Source organism: Acinetobacter sp. YH12140, from assembly GCF_013418475.1.
GTDB lineage: Bacteria > Pseudomonadota > Gammaproteobacteria > Pseudomonadales > Moraxellaceae > Acinetobacter > Acinetobacter amyesii.
This window is the reverse complement of the sequence record NZ_VPBZ01000010.1, coordinates 46,937-67,349: the sequence shown is the minus strand read 5'-3', so window position 1 is coordinate 67,349 and position 20,413 is coordinate 46,937. Positions and strand designations below refer to the sequence as shown.

General features: G+C 38.0%; 20 protein-coding genes. All 20 read right to left on the bottom strand.

Features of this window, described 5'->3' with window-relative positions:
• Positions 1 to 7: 7 nt before the first annotated feature.
• The 20 genes from galU to tviB all read right to left on the bottom strand — a co-directional run bounded on the left by galU (position 8) and on the right by tviB (position 20,212).
• Positions 8 to 883, bottom strand: coding sequence for a UTP--glucose-1-phosphate uridylyltransferase GalU (galU, locus tag FTU75_RS15040; RefSeq protein WP_180116369.1), 876 nt, complete (start codon positions 881 to 883; stop codon positions 8 to 10).
• Between the two features lie 27 nt (positions 884 to 910).
• Entirely contained in the window at positions 911 to 1,528 is a 618-nt protein-coding gene (locus FTU75_RS15035) for a sugar transferase (protein WP_180116298.1), read from the bottom strand.
• Between the two features lie 17 nt (positions 1,529 to 1,545).
• The gene (locus tag FTU75_RS15030; protein WP_180116296.1) at positions 1,546 to 2,376 is read right to left on the bottom strand and encodes a glycosyltransferase; all 831 of its coding nucleotides are present in this window, start codon (positions 2,374 to 2,376) and stop codon (positions 1,546 to 1,548) included.
• A 3-nt stretch (positions 2,377 to 2,379) separates the two neighbouring features.
• Positions 2,380 to 3,396: a glycosyltransferase family 4 protein gene (locus FTU75_RS15025; protein WP_180116291.1), complete on the bottom strand. Its 1,017-nt coding sequence runs from the start codon at positions 3,394 to 3,396 to the stop codon at positions 2,380 to 2,382.
• A gap of 9 nt (positions 3,397 to 3,405) precedes the next feature.
• Positions 3,406 to 4,419 carry an EpsG family protein gene (locus tag FTU75_RS15020; RefSeq protein ID WP_180116289.1) on the bottom strand — a complete coding sequence of 338 codons (1,014 nt, stop codon included), beginning with the start codon at positions 4,417 to 4,419 and terminating at the stop codon, positions 3,406 to 3,408.
• 15 nt (positions 4,420 to 4,434) lie between these two features.
• Positions 4,435 to 5,412 carry a polysaccharide pyruvyl transferase family protein gene (locus FTU75_RS15015; protein ID WP_257223803.1) on the bottom strand — a complete coding sequence of 326 codons (978 nt, stop codon included), beginning with the start codon at positions 5,410 to 5,412 and terminating at the stop codon, positions 4,435 to 4,437.
• A gap of 15 nt (positions 5,413 to 5,427) precedes the next feature.
• Positions 5,428 to 6,957 carry a lipopolysaccharide biosynthesis protein gene (locus FTU75_RS15010; RefSeq protein WP_180116288.1) on the bottom strand — a complete coding sequence of 510 codons (1,530 nt, stop codon included), beginning with the start codon at positions 6,955 to 6,957 and terminating at the stop codon, positions 5,428 to 5,430.
• Positions 6,958 to 6,992: 35 nt separating this feature from the next.
• The gene (locus FTU75_RS15005) at positions 6,993 to 8,852 is read right to left on the bottom strand and encodes a nucleoside-diphosphate sugar epimerase/dehydratase (protein WP_180116286.1); all 1,860 of its coding nucleotides are present in this window, start codon (positions 8,850 to 8,852) and stop codon (positions 6,993 to 6,995) included.
• Between the two features lie 60 nt (positions 8,853 to 8,912).
• The gene (locus FTU75_RS15000; protein ID WP_180116285.1) at positions 8,913 to 10,082 is read right to left on the bottom strand and encodes a DegT/DnrJ/EryC1/StrS aminotransferase family protein; all 1,170 of its coding nucleotides are present in this window, start codon (positions 10,080 to 10,082) and stop codon (positions 8,913 to 8,915) included.
• 35 nt (positions 10,083 to 10,117) lie between these two features.
• Positions 10,118 to 10,774, bottom strand: coding sequence for an acetyltransferase (locus FTU75_RS14995; RefSeq protein ID WP_180116283.1), 657 nt, complete (start codon positions 10,772 to 10,774; stop codon positions 10,118 to 10,120).
• A complete protein-coding gene (locus FTU75_RS14990; RefSeq protein ID WP_180116281.1) occupies positions 10,767 to 11,375 on the bottom strand; it encodes a sugar transferase in 609 nt (202 codons plus the stop codon). Before FTU75_RS14990 ends, FTU75_RS14995 begins: the two co-directional genes overlap by 8 nt.
• 153 nt (positions 11,376 to 11,528) lie before the next feature.
• Entirely contained in the window at positions 11,529 to 12,068 is a 540-nt protein-coding gene (locus FTU75_RS14985; protein WP_060513820.1) for a serine O-acetyltransferase, read from the bottom strand.
• A 32-nt stretch (positions 12,069 to 12,100) separates the two neighbouring features.
• Positions 12,101 to 13,240: a glycosyltransferase family 4 protein gene (locus FTU75_RS14980; protein WP_180116280.1), complete on the bottom strand. Its 1,140-nt coding sequence runs from the start codon at positions 13,238 to 13,240 to the stop codon at positions 12,101 to 12,103.
• Complete coding sequence (locus tag FTU75_RS14975) at positions 13,237 to 14,331, bottom strand: glycosyltransferase (protein WP_180116278.1); 1,095 nt, start codon at positions 14,329 to 14,331, stop codon at positions 13,237 to 13,239. The genes FTU75_RS14980 and FTU75_RS14975 overlap by 4 nt, the downstream gene beginning before the upstream one ends.
• Positions 14,328 to 15,446, bottom strand: coding sequence for a glycosyltransferase (locus tag FTU75_RS14970; protein WP_180116277.1), 1,119 nt, complete (start codon positions 15,444 to 15,446; stop codon positions 14,328 to 14,330). Before FTU75_RS14970 ends, FTU75_RS14975 begins: the two co-directional genes overlap by 4 nt.
• 33 nt (positions 15,447 to 15,479) lie before the next feature.
• The gene (locus FTU75_RS14965) at positions 15,480 to 16,028 is read right to left on the bottom strand and encodes an acyltransferase (RefSeq protein ID WP_180116275.1); all 549 of its coding nucleotides are present in this window, start codon (positions 16,026 to 16,028) and stop codon (positions 15,480 to 15,482) included.
• 94 nt (positions 16,029 to 16,122) lie between these two features.
• Positions 16,123 to 16,716 (bottom strand): DapH/DapD/GlmU-related protein, encoded by a 594-nt coding sequence (locus FTU75_RS14960; RefSeq protein WP_180116273.1) that lies wholly within the window; start codon positions 16,714 to 16,716, stop codon positions 16,123 to 16,125.
• Complete coding sequence (locus FTU75_RS14955) at positions 16,716 to 17,888, bottom strand: lipopolysaccharide biosynthesis protein (RefSeq protein ID WP_180116272.1); 1,173 nt, start codon at positions 17,886 to 17,888, stop codon at positions 16,716 to 16,718. Before FTU75_RS14955 ends, FTU75_RS14960 begins: the two co-directional genes overlap by 1 nt.
• Before the next feature lie 10 nt (positions 17,889 to 17,898).
• Positions 17,899 to 18,921: an NAD-dependent epimerase/dehydratase family protein gene (locus FTU75_RS14950; RefSeq protein WP_180116270.1), complete on the bottom strand. Its 1,023-nt coding sequence runs from the start codon at positions 18,919 to 18,921 to the stop codon at positions 17,899 to 17,901.
• 13 nt (positions 18,922 to 18,934) lie between these two features.
• Positions 18,935 to 20,212 carry a Vi polysaccharide biosynthesis UDP-N-acetylglucosamine C-6 dehydrogenase TviB gene (gene tviB, locus FTU75_RS14945; RefSeq protein WP_180116269.1) on the bottom strand — a complete coding sequence of 426 codons (1,278 nt, stop codon included), beginning with the start codon at positions 20,210 to 20,212 and terminating at the stop codon, positions 18,935 to 18,937.
• Positions 20,213 to 20,413 lie beyond the last annotated feature (201 nt).

Here is a 20,413-nt window from a genome sequence, read left to right as displayed (position 1 = left end):
TCTCTTTTTATAATTTTAGTTCTTTGATCAGCGCTTTAAATTCCTCACCTAATTTTGGATGGTCTACGCCATAATGTAAAACTGCTTTCAGATAACCCAATTTACTGCCGCAATCAAAGGTTTGCCCTTTCATGCGATAGGCTTCCACTGTATCGGTCGCTTGCAAAGCTGCAATTGCATCGGTCAACTGAATCTCATTACCTGCCCCTTTAGGCGTATTTTCAAGTAATTGCATAATTTTGGCAGGTAAAATATAGCGACCCACTACAGATAAATTTGATGGCGCAGTACCGACAGCAGGTTTTTCCACGATACCTTGCATTTGAATGCTATGCCCTTCGGCAGGTATAGATGCAACATCGACAATACCGTACTGATCTACCAAATGATCTGGTACAGCTTCCACCATAATTTGTGATGCATGGGTTTCATCAAAACGTTGGATCATTAAACTCAAATCATTGGTTTCCGATGAGTCTTTTACAAGAACATCTGGTAATAGCACAGCAAAATTAGCATCTCCCACAACAGATTTGGCACACAGTACAGCATGACCTAAACCAAGTGGCTGAGGTTGGCGCACACTGATTACACTCACATGTGGCGGTAAAATTTCGGTAATTTCTTTGAGTAAATCAAATTTCTTTTTATTTTCTAGGGTGGTTTCTAGCTCAAAACTGCGGTCAAAGTAATTTTCAATCGATGCTTTGGAAGAATGTGTCACTAAAATAATTTGCTCAATGCCAGCAGCAACTGCTTCTTTCACCACATATTCGATGGCTGGGCGGTCTACCACTGTGACCATTTCTTTGGGAATAGATTTACTGGCAGGTAGAAACCGTGTACCAAGGCCTGCGACTGGGAGAATGGCTTTTTTAATCATCACACATTATTCACTATCTAAATTTTATTAATTTACTTTATCTTTAACTTTCTTAGGTTCGTTACCTTCAAACAATGAAGGTCCGACATGACCTGGTGCATTAATACCTTCTCGTTTGGTCATCACACCGACTGTTTTAAACATGATCTTGAAGTCAACCAAAGTATTATGGTTATCTACATACCAAACGTCGCATTTAAAGCGTTCTTCATAATCAAGTTCATTTCGACCACTTACCTGAGCTAGGCCAGTCATACCGGGTTTAACTTCCAAACGACGGGCTTGTTCTGGTGAATATAATGCTACAAAGTCTTTAAGCATTGGTCTAGGTCCCACAATACTCATATCCCCCTTTAAAACATTTATGAGTTGTGGCATTTCGTCTAAACTAGTGGAACGAAGTTTTTGTCCAAAAGGCGTAATACGCTTTTCATCTGGTAATGGATTGCCGTCTTTATCCACTGCATCTTTCATCGACCGGAACTTAATCATTTTAAAAAGCTTGCCGTCTTTTCCTGGGCGTTCTTGCAGAAAAAAGATTGGAGAACCTAGATTTTTACGGACCTTAAAAGCAACCAAGCAAAAAATTGGTGACAAAAGGATTAAGGCTATTAGTGAGATGACAACATCAACTAAACGTTTCATTACTAAAATTACCACTCTTATTTATGAACTTTTTTTCGAAGAAAAGTATTATAAATTTTACCTAACAATGAACTAGGCAAAAGTCTAAATGAAGATCTTAATAAGAAAAGAATGTTAGCATGTATTGGGCTTTGCAATTTAAGTTCTTTTTTTAATTTTAGTAATTGTTTTTCACTTTTAATATATTCGTAACCTTTACGACGAGCATGCATACCATTCCCCACTCTTGCATATAAGATCACATCAGGTAAATTTGCTACTATATATCCCGCCCCAATTACTCGAAGCCAAAGATTATAATCTTCCATAAACAGATGATGCTCATAACCACCCAATTCTGTAATCACACTTTTTTTGTAAGCCACTGTCATATGGTTAAATGGACAGCGATTTTGTGCAAATTTCTTTATTTGCTCATAAGTTGTAGGTACAGCTTTGAGTACATCCACATCTGAAATATTTTGATCAAACTCTAAAATCTGACCACCAAACAAGACTACATCCGAATTCTGTTGTATAAATTGAATCTGCTTTGCAAATCGATCAGGTGTACAAATATCATCTGTATCCATGCGAAAGACCCATTCATTTGAACAGTACTTTAAGCCTTCATTCAAAGCTTTACCCAAACCAATATTTTGGCTTAATGGAATGACTTGCAAAGGCTGACCAATGATCTGCTGCCATTTTTCTACACATTGTGTAAGCTCATCACCAATTGGACCATCTAAAACTAAAATTATCTCATTGGGTTGAATCGTTTGGTCTTTCCAAATGCTTTGGAAACACTGCTTTAAAGCTAAAGGGTTTTCTTTATGGTATAAAGATAATAATACAGAAAATTTCATTTATTAAGACTCATATATTTTCAAGTATTTCAATGCCATTTGTTTTGAAGAAAGACTATCAACCTCATAAATATTTTTGATTTTGAATTTATCTGCATTATAGATATAATCAGCTAAATCAGGATTACTATTAATAAATTCACTATGAGGTGGAATATCTGATAATAATCCTTTACATCCGCATGAAACAGCTTCAATTATACTCATTGGATAACCTTCCGCAGAAGAATTTGAAATAACATAATCTGCAATTTGATAATAATAGCTAGGGTTTGAAACAGCACCCATAAATAATACATTTTTGTTACTAAGTTTTTTACATATTTCTAACTCTTCACCATCACCTAATATGATTAGAGCATTATCTCCTGAATAATGTTGATTGAAAATTGATATCAACTCAGGAACTCTTTTTCTTCTAATAACACGGCCAGAGTAAATGAATATTTTGTTAAATTTATGTAAGGACATTTCATTTATCCTATTAATTTTATCTTCAATCTTCAAAGGATAAAATATATTTTGATCAACCCCATTATTAATAAATCTGACATTAATTAGAGTGGGAATCCATGATAAAATGTAATCACTGACTGACTTTGAACAACCAACAATTTTATGGAAACCACCATACTTTAAAGTCATAAAATGTGAAATAGAACCCAAAAATCCCTTAACAACACCGTATTCTTTAATATAATCTTTAAAGAACATACAATGTATAGTAGAGATTTTTTTTGCTTTGGTTTTTAATTTTCTAGATATTTTATCAGGATAATATCCATGGGAATGTAAAACATCAATCTCTTCAAGTAAATATTCAATATTTTCATTTTCATATTTATATACACCTAAACTATTTAAGGACAAAAAAACTTCTAGATAATTATTATCACAACTTTCTCTTAAATAAATAATTTTTGTCTTAACCCCAACAGCCTCATATTCTTTACAAAGATTTAAAACGACATTAACAGGACCACAGTTTGTAATCATAGGCAATATAAAAGCAACTTTCATTATACACCCCTATGGCAATGGTGAAAAGTAGTTTTCTATCAAATTAGGCAATTGCAACTCCAATGTAAAATACAAACTAAATAGAGAATAAATTATAACTAATAAAGTTACAAAAAAACGATCAAATCTTAATTTTAAGATTAACGGGATAATAAAAATTTCTGCAAAACAAAAAATATTTGACAACCTACCACTTAAAATTAAAAAATCATAAAAACCAAATCGGAAGGATATCCCAATAGCGTAAACCATTATTAGAACACTTAGAATAGAATTCCTAACCCTAAAGATTAAAAAAACAACCAACAAAAGCAATCCTCTTAAATTTGCAGGATGAAATAAATCTCTAGTCTCTTCCAAAGTAGAGTATGTTTGAATTCTATCAATATAAGATATACCATACACCATTAAAAAACGACACATAGCAAATGAAACGAACATTAAAGTTATTATCATAAAAATAAATTTATAATTATCCTGATCTATAAACCTCTTTATTTTTTTTTGACGTAAAATTAAAAAAAATAAAAAAGGTGAAACAACCGTATGTGTAAAAAGTGCAGAAGTCATGGCTAACGAAGCCAGAATTTTTCTTCTGTTTGTATAAATTAATGACAAAAAATAAAATCCTAAAACTACAGCCAAACCTTGCCTAATTTGCATCCACTGATGATAAAAATAAAAAGTTGATGAGTAGCATAAAACAACATATACAGGATTAACATTAAAATTATTTGATGTTTTTTTTATAAAATAAAATATCAAAATAGAATAGAAAAATAAAAAATATCTGAAATCCAAATCAAAATATTTAAAAGGATAGGCTAAATATGCAAAACCAACCTCCATATAAGTTTGGCCATAAAAAACACTAGGAGCTAATGAGTATGAAAAAATATTTTCATACACTATTTTATAATTATAAGTATCAGGGGTATCCCCACGTAAACTTGCGATTAAGGAAAAAAATATCACTATAGGCAAGTAAATTAATGAAGTTAAGCGAATAGTGATACTTTTCATAAAATACAAATCCTTTTAAATAAATTTCAAGCAAATTTCTTTCATATCATCTGCTAATCTCAGATAGTCATTTTTATTAACTATTTTTACATCCTTATCAATTTTAGAACCTGAAAAATCAAAATTCGTTTTAAATTTTCCACTCTTAGGATCAACATCAATTCTATTAAATAAATCTAAAATCCCTTCAAACCTACATGTATCTACAAAATTATCAAATCCATTTACATATATTACTGGTGTACCCATAGCTAAACATGGTAAAGCACAATGTATACGTGAAGTAATCACTAGCTCTGCAGTTGAATACTTTTCTAATAAATTGTTAGCATGTTCAAAACGTCTATCATGACTAACGCCTTGACTTGGTAAAACTTGGCACTCATAATGAGCATTACAGAGTAATTCTTTTGTGAATATTTTAGACAGATGATTATTTAATTTATTCAATTTTAAAATATCACCCTTAATTACCCCTTTAATAGCTTGCTTCATAGATGAAAACATATATTTACTTTGCGGGTAATTATAAAGTGGATCTACTATATATATACCTTTCCTTTCAATATTTTCTTTCTTATAACGATCTAAGGTTAAAGTTAAACAGCCTGAAAAATAAGCTTTAATACCAACACTTTCCAATAATTTTAATGTATTGATATCTCTACAACCGATAGGCTGATGCTTTTTAAGATAACTAATCCCTTCCTTAGAAAGAATAGAATCTACAGCATTACTATTTATATGAAAAGCAACAAATAATGGATCAATTTTTTCTGACGGAATCCAGCTATTATTTTTTGTATGAGTAAACCAACCATTCATAATTAGCTTAGCATTCTCTTCACTAAATTTTGAAGCGCGTTCTCTATTTATATAATAGTCTGGTTTCCCAACAAAACCTTGTGCTGCCAAACTTTGCACATAATCACCCACATTATAATGACCACCTACATCATCATAAACCATTACAGCTTTCTTAAATTTTTTCATCATTCTAAACCTAAATCAACTATTAAAATTCAACTTATTTCTTACTATATCACAACATTTCTTTATCTCACTTTTTGGAATACATAAAATTAATAGATATATTAAAAATACCAACTCTAAAGTCACGTTAATAAATATAAAATCAGACAAACTCGACACATCAAAATTCAAATTAAATTGCAGAATATTCAATATAAACAAAAAAATAAATATCATTATTAAGTTTTTCACATAAAGGTTTAATTGAGGTGACTTCAACTCCTGTAATAAACCTTTCTTAAAATAATAAAACCTAAATAAAAAACTAAAAAAGCTAACAGTAATCGTACTTAGTATTGCCTTCTCAGCCATTCCATAAGTTTTAATTAAAAAATAACTCAGAGGTAAATTTAGTAACAATATAAAACTTATTACAATTTGATATTTTTTAATATCACCTCTCGCATGGGCTGACATCCAGAATGGTCCTGATATACCATCTATTATTGCTACAAAAATTACTATTTTTGAAAAAACTAAAGTATATTCAGGTAATTCTTTATCTAACCAATTACTTAAAATATACTCACATGAAACTAAAAATGGTATTGACATTAAGCTAATCAAATAAAGTGAATATCTAGAAGCTAATAAAACTAATCCAACATGCCTTTTCACATCTCCTTTTACATAAGACTCGACAATTTGAGGATTAAAGGCCATTTGTAAATTTGATACAAAATTATTAAGTAATGCATTAATTTGTTGAGATATCGCAAAAGAAGCATTAGCAACTACACCAAAAAAAATATTAAAAAGAATAGTAACACCTTGATTTGAAGTTACAGAAGATATTTGCCCTAAAATATTCCATCCAGAAAAACTTACTATTTTTTTAGTTAGACTCATATTATTTTTCATGCTGTAATTAATCTTATACCTTTTACCAACAAGAAAAATATAACAAAAAAACATTATAATTGAAGAAAAAAGTAAAGCTAGACCATAATATATTAATAAATTACTTGTTAAAAAAACAAGAATCAAAGCGGATAAAAATTTTAAAATAGCATCCAATATACTCAAATAGGCATACAATGTCATTTTTTCTTTTGCAATTAACATCGCTTGATATGGAACCGAAATTATTGTAAATATTAAAGAAAAAATAGCTAGATGATAAATTACTTGTGCTTCAAAAAACTTTTCCTTAGGAATATTTAAATGATTACCTAAAAACCACAGTCCTATAGTCTCTGCAAGAACAAATAATACTACCGATATAACGACATGTACATTAAATGATATTGAAAATGTATTTTTTACTTCTTTTAAATCTCCTGTCGCATATGCTACATTCAAAAATCTTTGTGTTCCATTTCTCATTGCATTATTCAAAAATGAAAACAGTAAAACAAAACCAGTAACTAAATTTAATATACCAAAATTCTCAATGCCTAACGATTTATATACTAACTTAATCGAAATTAAGGATAAAATGATTACAAACACCATCCTAATATATAAAAAAATCGTATTAGTAAAAATTCTTTTGTTTTCATTCATTAAAAATTTCTCACACGACCCTTATATTAAACTTACTAAATAATGAATTTATATCCAAAAACATATTCCTCTAAGATCTTATAGATTTCTTTTTTTCTAAATTGAGAATTTGATAAATATAATTCATCCATTGCTTTAAAAACATTTTTTATTGTATTTAATTCACAATAAAATTCGTAGGATTTTATGATTCGCTCATGCTCCGTTTTTTCCACATTATCCGCATCAATCAACAATTCTTCATAGAGCTTTTCACCCGGACGTAAACCTGTAAATTGTATCGCAATATCACCTATACCATTTTCATCTATAGCTCGAAAACCACTCAAACGAATCATTTGTCTAGCTAAGTCTACTATTTTAACTGGCTCACCCATATCCAATAAAAACACATCGCCCCCTGTCCCCATCGCACCTGCCTGAATCACAAGCTGAGCTGCCTCAGGAATGGTCATAAAATAACGCGTGACTTCTGGGTGCGTTACTGTAACAGGCCCGCCTTGAGCAATCTGCTTTTTAAACAAAGGGACGACAGAACCTGACGAACCGAGTACATTACCAAAACGTACAATACTGATTTGAGTTTTCGGATTCGTTGATGCTAAACCTTGGCAATATAACTCTGCCATTCTCTTAGATGCACCCATGACATTAGTTGGACGTACTGCTTTGTCGGTTGAAATCAGTACAAAAGTTTCAACACCTTGTGTCACAGCGGCATCGACACTGCGCTGTGTACCAATTGAGGTATTATAAATACCTTCAAATGGGTTTGCCTCCACAAGCGGCACATGCTTATAAGCAGCCGCGTGATACACCGTTTGTACCGCATACTGTTGCAATATACGTTCTAATTTTTGCTGATTGGTGACAGAACCTAGCACTGGAATAATTTGTATATCAGATGCCTGCAATTCACGATCAATCGAGTACAAAGCAAATTCAGACATTTCAAACAGCACCAGAATTTTCGGCTGATGCTTCACGATCTGACGACAAAGTTCAGAACCGATCGAACCACCCGCCCCTGTCACCATGACCACTTTATTTTTAATATTTTTTTCTAATAATTCAGGTTTCGGCGGTACAGGATCACGGCCCAATAGGTCGATAATATCCACTTCACGAATATCTGAAACTTGAACTTGACCATCGACCAGTTGGGTTACCCCTGGCAGTTCCATAATTTTGACATCTGCCGTATCAAAAGACTCAATAATCTCTTTTTTCCGTGCACGACCAACGGAAGGCATTGCAAGTAATACTTCTTCAATGCCAAATTTTCCAAGTTTTGCTTGCGCTTTTTTGGGTGAATAAATTTTTAAACCACTCAGTGACTGACCTTGTAAGGAGCGCTTATCGTCAATAAAACACACCGGTAAATAATCATCTGAGCGGTTTAAAGCTGCTGCAATTTGTTGTCCTGCCAGCCCTGCGCCATAAATTGCCACACGTTTACGGCTTTGCTTTTTGGCAAAAGTTTTAAGCGTTGCATAGCGAATGACTGCACGGCTCCACCACATGTATGAAAACAGCATAAAGCCATACATCAGTGGAATACTCATCGGAATAAATGCGACATTAAATTTTTTAATCGTGTACAGCGCCACGATTTGAATAAATGTTCCGACTAAAATTCGCAGCAAATAATCTTCATTAAATGAACGCACAATTGCACGGTAAATACCGAGCAATGCAAAAATAGCAATGCCACAAATACCGACATAAATATACCAAGCATCCAGTCCTTGCATGATCTGAACATTGGGACGTGCCAAACGGATAGCATAAGCCAACCACATCATTAACGGTAAAATACAGATATCCATCAGCACCAAAACGATTTGTTTTTGGCGACGCGGTAATGATGCTATAGAACGGATAAAGTCTTTCACAACGTGCTCGAATCAGGTAAAGAGGAATAATCGCGCGTATATTATACGCGCTTTTCTGGTTTAGATTTTTGTGATCACCGCTTGGATCGCATCCACGGTTTTCTGCAAGCTGTGCTCAGATAATGTTGGGTGTACAAGGAACATTAAGCTTGTTGTACCGAGCTGTTTAGCTTGCGGTAAAGACTGCGCAGGACGCCAAGGCGTACCATCAAATGCTTTTTCTAAATACACTTCTGAACACGAACCGCTAAAACAAGGCACATTCAATGCATTGATTTCTGCCATGATTCGATCACGCGACCAGCCGTCGGGTAAAGCATCGACATTGACTTGCACATAGCATTTATAGGCTGCATGCACATATTCAACAGATGGTTTTGCTACAGTAAAATACGGACTATTTTCAAACGCCGCTTGGATACGCGCCATATTGGCATTACGTTTTGTAGTCCATTCTGGCATTTGTTTGAGTTGCAGACGACCAATGACCGCCTGCATTTCCATCATGCGCCAGTTGGTACCAAATGAATCATGCAACCAACGGAAACCCGGTGGATGTTGTTTGTTATAGACGCTATCAAAGTTTTTGCCGTGATCTTTATACGACCACATTTTTTTCCACAGACTTTCGTCATTGGTAGTGACTATGCCGCCTTCACCGCCCGTGGTCATAATTTTGTCTTGGCAAAATGACCATGCGCCTATATGACCGATGGAACCAGCTGATTTTCCTTTGTACATTGCACCATGCGCTTGGGCACAATCCTCAATCACAAAAATGCCTTTTTCCTCAGCCAACTGCATGATCGGATCCATATCACACATCCAGCCTGCCAAATGTACACAAATAATCGCTTTGGTATTCGGCGTAATCACTGCTTCAATGGTACGGCGTGAGATATTCTGTGAATCTAGCTCTACATCGGCAAAAACTGGATTAGCTCCGGCAGTGACAATCGAGCTTGCCGAAGCTAAAAACGTGCGTGAGGTAACAATCACATCATCGCCTGCGCCAATACCTAAGGCTTTGAGTGCTACATCCAGTGCAACTGTACCATTGGCCACGGCAACTGCATGCTTGGTTCCTGCAAACTGTGCAAATTCCTTTTCAAATTCACGGCATTCTTGACCGGTCCAATAATTCACTTTATTGGATAAAAGGACTTTTGATACCGCATCGGCTTCTGCTTGAGTAAAGCTTGGCCAAGGTTCAAATGCACTGTTTAACATGGAGTTTTCCTAGTCTCAAAATCGTGTTTAAAAATCTATTTTTTCGTCACAATACGGGCGGGATTTCCCACCACTGTTGCGCCGGCAGGCACACTTTTAGTCACGACAGCACCCATACCAACAATAGCACCTGCACCAATCACTAAAGGCTGATCAGATGTGCCCTGCTTAATCATCGCACCCGCGCCAATATAGGCATGATCATGAATATGAATACTGCCATTGCATTTTACGCCTGGCGCAAAGGTAACGAAATCCCCAATCACGCAATCATGCTCGACATAACTGTATAAATTGGCTTGAAAACACTTACCGATTCTGACATTGGAGCCAATAGTGACAAATGGACTTAAAGCAGAGCCTTTAGCAAGCTCAATTTGATCCATTAAAACCACATTGTCCGCGATGATCGACCAAAGCTGAATGCCATCCATCTTTAAACGCTGAGCGATCTTTTCTCGTACATGACTATTGGCAATAGCAATTTGTACGTATTTTTCTGAAGCCGTTTCATTTAAAAATGCGAGGTAATTCATGGCACGATGACCATTTACGTCTGCAACCGATTCTAAGGCATCATCAATAAATACGATTTCTGAAGCATCCCTTTCACGTGCTAATTGCTGGCGTGCTACAGGCATTAAACTGCGCCCGCAGCCTGAAGCGCCATAAATTGCATAGCGCTTAGTCATCTTTAGGCTCCGAAGTACCCGTAAATTTACTCATGGTCGCTTCACCTTCGGCACTAATATCATCTTTAGACAATACTTTTTGCACCGTTTTCAGCATGATTTTAAAATCGAGCCATAATGAACGGTTTTCGACATACCATGTGTCTAGCTCAAATTTCTTTTCCCATGAAATGGCATTACGACCATTCACTTGCGCATACCCTGTGATGCCCGGACGCACGTTATGACGTTTGGCTTGTTGCTCATTATAGAGCGGTAAATATTCCATCAATAATGGTCTTGGTCCGACAATACTCATATCGCCTTTAATGACATTCCACAGTTCAGGCATTTCATCCAAACTGCTGGAACGAAGCATTTTACCAAATGCGGTCAGACGCTCACTGTCTGGCAATGGATTGCCATCGAGATCGAGTGCATCTTTCATGGTGCGGAACTTCACCATTTCAAAAGGCTTACCATGCAGACCCGGACGTAGCTGGCGGAATAAGACAGGAGAACCTAAATTCTTTTTAACCTTATAAGCCACCAAAGCATAAACAGGAGACAGCAGCACCAGCGCAGATGATGCGATCACAATATCCAATAAGCGCTTTAACATGGTTCACTCTTAAGATTAGATGAAGATGGGGAAATGGTATCCATTTCTAGCAATGATTATACCCTGTTCGAGACCATCAGATTTGTAAAATATTTCAACCGTCAAAGGGACTCAAGTAGTGCCCATTCCAAAAGATCCCGAAAATATAGTCGTTTAGAGATCGGTCCAACGACGATTGACTGCATGACCCGGGTTATTCATGCTGATAACCTTCGCGTAGTTTCCTACCGCAGTTGCATTTTCAGGAATGTCTTTGGTCACGACGCTGCCCGCACCGATAGTGGCATTATTGCCAATTTTGACATGCTCAATGATGCAAACATTTGGCCCAATATAAACATTGTCACCAATTTCTGCTGCTTGACGGCCGCCATTGGCACCAATCGTTGTAAATTGCGATAAATTTACATTATTGCCAAGCACAGTCGTAGGGTTAACAACTAGCGGCCCGCCATGACCAATAAACAGACCATATCCAATTTGAGTTGTGGTATGAATATCTATGCCGTACTGCTTTTTTTTATAATAATAAATGGGATAAGCCAACTTTGCCCAAAATGATTTTGCACTGGCCAAACGCAGCCAAAATGAAAAATTAAAACCGCGATTGAATAAATAAGTTTTCAAAAATGATTTAAAACCAAGATTGCCCGTATAACGGTATAAATCACTTTTTATATATTTTAAAGTCATCTGGATCGCCTCTTAAATTGGGTGAATCGCCTTTAATGGATACCCATTTCAGCCAGCATATGCTTATTCACTTGATGCACATCATATTTATTCAGCGCAATTTCTCGCGAACGCTGTCCCATATACTCAATCAGTTTTGGATCTTCAATAAAGTATTGCATGCATTGCACCAAATCATTGACTGATTTCACCGCAACCAAATAGCCATTTACACCATTGGTAACGGTTTCACGACAGCCCGGCGCATCGGTGGTAATAATCGCCCGCCCCATAGCCATCGCCTCTAATACCGTACGTGGCGTGCCTTCACGGTAGGAGGGCAACACGTAGACCGAGCTTTCCGCAATTGCAGGACGGACATCACTGAGTTTGCCCCAATATTTGAGGCGATCATCGGCAATCCATTCATCGAGTTCGGCTTGAGAAATAGCTGATGGATTATCATCAATCCAACCGACCAAATGAAATTCCGATTCAGGATATTGTGCTTTGATGATGCGCGCCGATTCAGCATATTCACGTACGCCTTTATCACCTAAAAGGCGTGCAATGAGTAAGAATGAGACTTTGACCTGCCCTTGTTCATTTTTGGGTAAAGGCATGACATCAAAGTCTTGCACATTCACCCCTGAACCATTCACCACCACAGTTGGTTTATTGGCATCAAGCAAATGCATGTCTTGGAACAGCTCTAAATCGTCTGGGTTTTGGAAAAAAACTTTGTCGCTACGTTTGAGCGCTTGCGCATATAAGCCATGCACCAGTTTTTGAAATAGACTGCGCTTACCCGCTTCTACATTTTGAAAGGCATAACCCAGACCAGTAATTAAAGCAAAACGATGCGGTACTTTCGCAAGCCATCCAGCCAGCGTGCCATAAATCACAGGCTTAATAGTATAAGACAGCACATACTCAGGCTGAATTTGACGGATCTTCTGATAGAGATGTTTTAACAGTTTTAAATCCGACAGCGGATTGGTGCCTGTGCGCTGCATGGGAATTTCATGCAGATGATAGCCAAGGGCTTGCAGTTTTTGCTGTTCTTCAGGGAATGATGCGAATTCAGGCGCCATAATATGAATTTCGTAGCCTTGTGCATGAATAGCTTCCAACAGTTTCCCGCGGAAATTTAAAACAGAAGGCAAAAAACTGCTGATCATCAGAAATTTCAACGGCTTTGCTCCCAAACTTGCATATATTGCTGACTCACTTTCTCAATACTGAAATGTGCTTCTACGCGCTCACGCACGGCTTGTTTCAACTGCAATTTTTCATCATTGCTTTGCTGCACATAATTTAAAATTGCTTGCGTCAATGCAGCCGAATTACGCGGCGGTACAATTTCGCCAAGCTCTTGCACAATATATTGCGCATCACCTACATCGGTGCTGATACAAGGCAAACCTGATGCCATGGCTTCGACCAACACATTCGGAAAACCTTCGGTAATTGAAGTCATGAGGAATGCATCAATCGATTGATAAAAAGCAGGCATATCTGAGATTTGATCCAATAAATGGACTTTTTGACTATCCAATTGATATTGATCGAATAAAGCCTTTACTTCAGGATTCTCTAAACTCGCGCCGCTACCTGCAATTTTAAAGATGATGTTTTTATCTTTCAGTAAACCCATGGTTTCAAACAAATAGGGGTAGCCTTTGGCCGTGTGATAACGCCCTGCAAAACCAATCACGGTTGGTTCATGCAATTGGGGATTAGGCTGAAATTTATCAAGAAACACGCCATTGGCAATCACTAGGCTATTGCCATTTTTAAAGCCGAAGGCCTGATGCTGCTGCATAGACGAATGCGCACAATAAATAATAGCACTAGGTTGCTGTGACAGTATTTTGCTTATGCCCAAGGCAATCTTGGTGCTGATTGATTCATCTTTAGGAGAAGCAAGAGAATGATGAATACCCCATACGACCTTTGGTTTTTTCGCTAAACCAATAACACTGAGACTGGTCAATGCATTGGCATGGTACATCCAGCATTGCACCGTTGCGGGCTGTAGATTTTTGAGTAATGCGCGCAGCTGACTCATCGTACTCAGCGTATTTAAACCATTCCAACCGAGCGCATAATACGACTGACAACGTTCTAAAGTACTTTGATACACCTTGGAAGTTTTCATCAGTGCAATGATCACGTGCTGATAGTCATGCTCAGTTTGCTGAATTAAGCGTGCCAACATCATCTCAGCACCACCCACGCCTGCAAAGTTAGTAATCACATGCACCATTAATGGTTTAGTCATGATGCAGACTCCATCATACGCAAATACTGCTTAAGTACGGTTTGCTTATGAAACTGCTGAATATGCGCCTGAAACTCATTTTCAGAATACTGTACATAATCTGCAAAAATCGCCTGTTGCATGGCTTGGGTTAACCCTGCCTGATCATTGCATTCAACCAATAAACCAAACTTAGAGTTTTCTAGAATTTCCATTGGTCCACTTGGACAGTTGGTACTCACCACTTTCGCTTTAGAGGCTAAGGCTTGAATAAGTACACCCGGCAAGCCTTCCCAATTCGAGCTTAAAACAAATAGCGATGCATATTTAAAATAGGCGTATGGATTGGCATCAAAGCCCGGTAAATCCACCACGTCTTTTAAACCCAATTCAGTAACTAAAGCCTCAAACTCTGCACGCAGTTCGCCCTCACCTAAAATCAATAATCGGGTTTCAGGATGCTGATCATGCAAGGCTTTAAAGGAGCGGATCAGAAAACCAAAGTTCTTTGCTTCAGTGAGACGCCCCACTGCCAAAATCACTTTATGGTCACCATTTAAAAATTTGTGTGTGACTGGCGCTTGGACCTTTTCAAAATAGGCATCGTCCAATACAGGGTTATAAATCGTGCTCAGATTATTATTTTTATAGCCATAATATTCACGAAAATCGACTTCAACCCCTTTGGAAACACAGACCGCTTGCTGTGCCATGGGATAAGTCCAATTCACCAAAGTTTTCAGCAAAAATTTGGCAAGACCTTGCAGTTTTAAGTTTTTGGACGGCGTAGATACTTCACGGAAGATTAATCGCGTTTTAACACCTGCGAGTTTTTTCGCAATACCTGCCACAATATTGGTGTGGGTTTGCGTTGCGACTAAGCAGTCGTATTGCTCAGCTTTCATTTTTATTTTTAAAGGCATGATGCTATTCATCACCCGACCGCAATTAAAATTCACCAATTGAATTTTCGGGCTGACTTCAGGCAACAGCTTAGCTTTATCACCTGTGACATCACACACGCCCAAATGAATATTGAGACCTTGTTCCGCAAAGCTGTTGGCGAGTTGAATGACTGTACGTTCTGCACCGCCACCACCCAAGCTTGGCAAAAAGAACATGACTTTATTCAACATATGCAGACCTAAATTTTATGAAATGGGAGAATATTAACGATGGTTTTTTGAGGCTTGAATCGCCATGGCACGTGTCACGCGCTCGCGATAATCCGTAATACCGGCTAAGTCAGTATCACTGGCACAGGTGCTTTGAATTTTGGCTTGATAATCAGCAAAACTGGATACCACTTTGGCAGGCACACCAATCGCCACGCTATGATCAGGAATATCTTTGGTCACCACCGAACCTGCACCAATCACCACATTTGAGCCAATGGTCACGCCCGGCATTACAATAGTATTGACACCAATAAACACATGCGAACCCACCTGAATTGGGGCAAAGCGTTGATAGCGCTTCCCTTGCTCATCTTTGACTAGACAGGTACTGCCATCATGGGTAATAAATTTCACCCCTGAAGTGACCGTCACATGGTCGCCAATGCTAACCAAGAACGGTTCTGAGCCCCAATTTTTAATATAGATTCGGCAATTTTCACCGACTTTCACACCTTTTTTACGTGCATAAGCCACACTGCCCTTCGCCATAAAATAAGCAAGATCAAACAGCTGTCGAAAAGCAGAAACCATAAATGCCATACGCATGACCTATGTCAGGATCAGAAAATCAAAAGGGAGAAAATTAAGCTGAATATTTTACGCTGAAAATGTGTTTTACGATACGCATAGCACTTTACACAGATTTGATTTTTTTGGACGGAATGCCGACATACACCCCTGATTCAGGCAAAGGTTTAGATACCAAACTACAGGCGCCAATCACCGAATCACTTGGAATTTTCACACCATCAAGTACCGTCACCCGTGCACCAAGCCAAATATTTTGCCCCAAACGCACCCCTTGTTTGGTAATCGCATCTTTCACCAACACATCAGGTTCACCAAATTTATGATTACTGGCAATGATGATGCTTTGCGTGCCAATACGGGTGTTATCGCCAATGCTCACACCGCCACAACCATTGATATAGGACTTAGAATTAATGCTGACGTCTTTGCCAATCGAAACCTTGCCACCAAAGCATTTGATATAACAACTTTCACCTATAAAACTGTTATCTGCGATTTCTAAGCTTGCACCTTGCTCGACAATTAAACTGACATGATCGCCAATATAAACATTCTGACCAATCTTCACTTGTCCACTAATTTCGACCGTACAGGCTTTACCGAAATAACGAAATTTCGTACCAAAAGCCAGGTTATAAAATTGCTGACGGCATTGTGCAGTGAACCAATTCATCAGTTTTAACAGTTTAAAAAACATCAGCTTTTGTTTCTCCACACCACATATAAAATGGCAAAGTTATAAATGATCAGCGCCACAGGCACCGCCAAGAGCATATAAATTTTATCGGCACATAGAACATACAAGCCTGCAAATAAAGCAAACTTAATCATGAGCTCTACGATTTGCAGTTTAAATAATACTTGGCTATTGCGCTTGGCAATTAAATAGGCCGAACTTGGCGGATTACAGAAAATCGCCCAATAGCCCAACGCTAAAATTTGGAAATAAGTTGAGATGCCAACCCATTCAGAACCGAAAATCCAAAGATAGACCGATTCAGGCAAGATAAAGAAAATTGCAAAAAGAGGCAGTGACAACAAGCTTAAAAGCACACTTGCCTTTAAGGCATTTTTATTTGAATCTGTAGTTTTAAACTTACGGATAAAAAACTGACGTAAGGTTTGTGAAATCAGATTGATCGGCACACGTAAAGTCCGCTCGACAATGGCATAGAAACCCATCGCCTGCACACCCACAAAATGCGACACCACATAGTATGGCAAGTTATGTGAAAAACTATTCAGCAAGGCATGCGGGGTATTGGCATAAATAAAATCTTGATAATTTTTAAACGCCTGCCAACTGACTTGATAGAGCTGATACTTCAAGATGTAGAGCAACATCGCCACGATCATCAGGATAGAACTGACATTATAGCTATTGACCAGACTGATCTGTATAAACAGTGGCAAACTCAGTTGCACCGCAACGACAATCGCACTTCTAAAAATATTTAAGCCTGCACAAAAATATTCCTTATGCGCAGCAAATTGATAATTATACAGACTCTGAATCAGAGTGTTGGCAAGCACGCCTGTGGCGACTGCACTTGCCATTTCAACATTTAAAATAAAGCTAATGACGATGCCACTAAGAATCGCAATGCCTGTTGAGAACACCGCCCCTTCAAAAATCAGACTCTTTTTGTCTTGCTCGTCCGCGACCAATAAAGCTTGATCGAGACGTAAATTAGCAACGGTCGATAAAACACTGACAATCGCCAAAGCAATACCATACGCGCCAAAATCAGCAACAGAATATAGGCGCGTTAAAACAGGAAGTGCGATAAATGTCATTATCGCACCGACCAGTAAACTGAGTGTAATCAGTCCAATGGACTGATATTTTGCGAACAGTTTCGCAATCATCTGCTCAAGATCATTTTAAGTTATTGACGTACCAACGCATTGCGAGTTGAATGCCTTCAGCAATTTTAAACTCAGGTGCATAACCCAAATGCTGCTCAATTTTGGCAATGCTCGCCTGTGAATGACGCACATCACCTGCACGGAACTCACGGTACACAGGATCACGCTCAAAGTTCACCGCATTTTCAGCAAGTGCCACCTGAATGGCACGATATAACTCATTCAACGTAGTACGGTCACCCACAGCCACGTTATACACTTGGTTTTTGGCGTCATCAGATGCAGTTGCCGCCAAAATATTGGCTTGAACCGTGTTATCGATGAAACAGAAATCACGGCTGGTTTCACCATCACCATTGATGAAGACATCTTCACCCGCGATCATTGATGCCGTCCATTTCGGAATCACCGCAGCATAAGCACCGTTAGGATCTTGGCGCTGACCAAACACGTTGAAATAACGTAAGCCAATTGCTTTAAACCCATAAGTTTTCGCAAATACGTCTGCGTATAACTCATTGACGTACTTCGTCACTGCATAGGGTGAAAGTGGTTTACCAATATTTTCTTCTACTTTTGGCAATGCAGGATGATCACCATAAGTCGAACTGCTGGCTGCGTATGTAAAGCTGGCAACACCTGCATCACGCGCAGCCGTCAGCATATTTAAGAAACCGCTAATATTGGTGTCATTGGTGGTGATCGGATCGGCAATCGAACGCGGTACAGAACCTAAAGCAGCTTCATGCAGTACATAATCCACGCCTGCACAGGCTTTTTGGCAGTCGGAAAATTGGCGAATATCACCTTCAATAAAACTGAATTTCGCCCATTGCTCAGCAGTCACTAAACTTTGCACTTCATCCAAATTATGCTGATGACCTGTAGCAAAGTTATCTAAACCCACTACGGTTTGGTTGAGCTTGAGCAATGTTTCGAGAAGATTCGAGCCAATAAAGCCCGCAACACCCGTTACCAGCCATGTTTTAGGCGCTGTTTTTAGGTTTGCACATACCTGTTGATATTGATTCATGATGGTATGCTCCTTACAAACGAAGATCAGATTCAGCTTGAGATAACACGTATTTCAAGTCATACAGCACATGATCAGCTTTACCCAAAGCACGGATCGCCTCTACACCCATGTCTTTAAACTGGTGATGCGCAACCGCTAAAATTACTGCATCATATTTGCCATTTTCCAGCGCCTGCACAGGGCTAATACCGTACTCATGTTCTGCCTCAGCTCCATCGACCCAAGGATCATAAACATCTGCATCAATATGATATTCTTTCAATTCATTCACAATATCAATGATGCGGGTATTACGGATATCCGGGCAGTTTTCTTTAAAGCTTAAGCCTAAAATGAGGACTTTGGCATCTTCCACTTGAATGCGTTTTTTCAGCATGGCTTTCACTAGCTGAGTCACAACGTAAGCGCCCATACCATCATTTAAACGACGACCCGCTAAAATAATTTCAGGGTTGTAGCCAATCGCTTGGGCTTTATGCGTTAAATAGTACGGGTCAACACCGATGCAGTGACCACCGACTAAACCCGGACGGAATGGAAGGAAGTTCCATTTTGTTCCCGCTGCGTGTAATACCGCTTCGGTATCAATACCCATTTTATTGAAAATCAATGCCAATTCATTAATTAAGGCAATATTCACATCACGCTGGGTGTTTTCAATCACCTTGGCTGCTTCTGCAACCTTAATGCTGGCTGCTTTATGTGTGCCTGCCTCAATAATCAGGTTATAAACTGCATCAACATAATCAGCAACTTCTGGTGTTGAACCCGAAGTAATTTTTAAAATATTGGTCACACGGTGCAGTTTATCACCCGGGTTAATACGCTCAGGGCTATAGCCTGCATAAAAATCCTGATTGAATATTAAGCCTGAATTTTTCTCTAAAACAGGAATACAAACTTCTTCCGTTGCACCCGGATAAACCGTTGATTCATACACCACGATATCGTCTTTTTTCAGCACTTTCGCAATGCTTTCTGAGGCTTTCACCAACGGAGTTAAATCTGGTTGTTTATATTCATCAATCGGGGTTGGCACTGTCACAATAAAGAAATTACAGTCATTTAAGTCTTCTAAATTTGCGCTGTAACTTAATTGAGCTGATTGTGCTAATTCTTCAGGAGAAACTTCTAGGGTATGATCACGTCCGCTACGTAATTCATCAATACGCTTTTGATGAATATCAAAACCCACAACGGGTACTTTTTTTCCAAACTCAACAGCTAGCGGTAAACCGACATAACCTAATCCGATTATGGCAATTTTTAATTCGGAGAGTTGTAACATACTGAAGCCTATGTCATCGATGAATTATCAATCATCGTTATGTTGTAAATAGCGTTAAATTATATCAGAAAATCAAATTTCGATTGTGTAATGATGTTCTATGAGGCCTGTAATTTTAATCAAAAATATTTATAGGATTAAACAATTCACCCTATAAAACCAACTTTGTATATTTAAAAAAATTCAAATAACAATAAGATC

Excerpts from the sequence above, each read along its gene's own strand:
- galU (WP_180116369.1), bottom strand. The coding sequence starts at position 883 with ATGATTAAAAAAGCCATTCTCCCAGTCGCAGGCCTTGGTACACGGTTT.
- FTU75_RS15035 (WP_180116298.1), bottom strand. The coding sequence starts at position 1,528 with ATGAAACGTTTAGTTGATGTTGTCATCTCACTAATAGCCTTAATCCTT.
- FTU75_RS15030 (WP_180116296.1), bottom strand. The coding sequence starts at position 2,376 with ATGAAATTTTCTGTATTATTATCTTTATACCATAAAGAAAACCCTTTA.
- FTU75_RS15025 (WP_180116291.1), bottom strand. The coding sequence starts at position 3,396 with ATGAAAGTTGCTTTTATATTGCCTATGATTACAAACTGTGGTCCTGTT.
- FTU75_RS15020 (WP_180116289.1), bottom strand. The coding sequence starts at position 4,419 with ATGAAAAGTATCACTATTCGCTTAACTTCATTAATTTACTTGCCTATA.
- FTU75_RS15015 (WP_257223803.1), bottom strand. The coding sequence starts at position 5,412 with ATGAAAAAATTTAAGAAAGCTGTAATGGTTTATGATGATGTAGGTGGT.
- FTU75_RS15010 (WP_180116288.1), bottom strand. The coding sequence starts at position 6,957 with ATGAATGAAAACAAAAGAATTTTTACTAATACGATTTTTTTATATATT.
- FTU75_RS15000 (WP_180116285.1), bottom strand. The coding sequence starts at position 10,082 with ATGTTAAACAGTGCATTTGAACCTTGGCCAAGCTTTACTCAAGCAGAA.
- FTU75_RS14995 (WP_180116283.1), bottom strand. The coding sequence starts at position 10,774 with ATGACTAAGCGCTATGCAATTTATGGCGCTTCAGGCTGCGGGCGCAGT.
- FTU75_RS14990 (WP_180116281.1), bottom strand. The coding sequence starts at position 11,375 with ATGTTAAAGCGCTTATTGGATATTGTGATCGCATCATCTGCGCTGGTG.
- FTU75_RS14985 (WP_060513820.1), bottom strand. The coding sequence starts at position 12,068 with ATGACTTTAAAATATATAAAAAGTGATTTATACCGTTATACGGGCAAT.
- FTU75_RS14975 (WP_180116278.1), bottom strand. The coding sequence starts at position 14,331 with ATGACTAAACCATTAATGGTGCATGTGATTACTAACTTTGCAGGCGTG.
- FTU75_RS14970 (WP_180116277.1), bottom strand. The coding sequence starts at position 15,446 with ATGTTGAATAAAGTCATGTTCTTTTTGCCAAGCTTGGGTGGTGGCGGT.
- FTU75_RS14965 (WP_180116275.1), bottom strand. The coding sequence starts at position 16,028 with ATGGCATTTATGGTTTCTGCTTTTCGACAGCTGTTTGATCTTGCTTAT.
- FTU75_RS14960 (WP_180116273.1), bottom strand. The coding sequence starts at position 16,716 with ATGTTTTTTAAACTGTTAAAACTGATGAATTGGTTCACTGCACAATGC.
- FTU75_RS14955 (WP_180116272.1), bottom strand. The coding sequence starts at position 17,888 with ATGATTGCGAAACTGTTCGCAAAATATCAGTCCATTGGACTGATTACA.
- FTU75_RS14950 (WP_180116270.1), bottom strand. The coding sequence starts at position 18,921 with ATGAATCAATATCAACAGGTATGTGCAAACCTAAAAACAGCGCCTAAA.
- tviB (WP_180116269.1), bottom strand. The coding sequence starts at position 20,212 with ATGTTACAACTCTCCGAATTAAAAATTGCCATAATCGGATTAGGTTAT.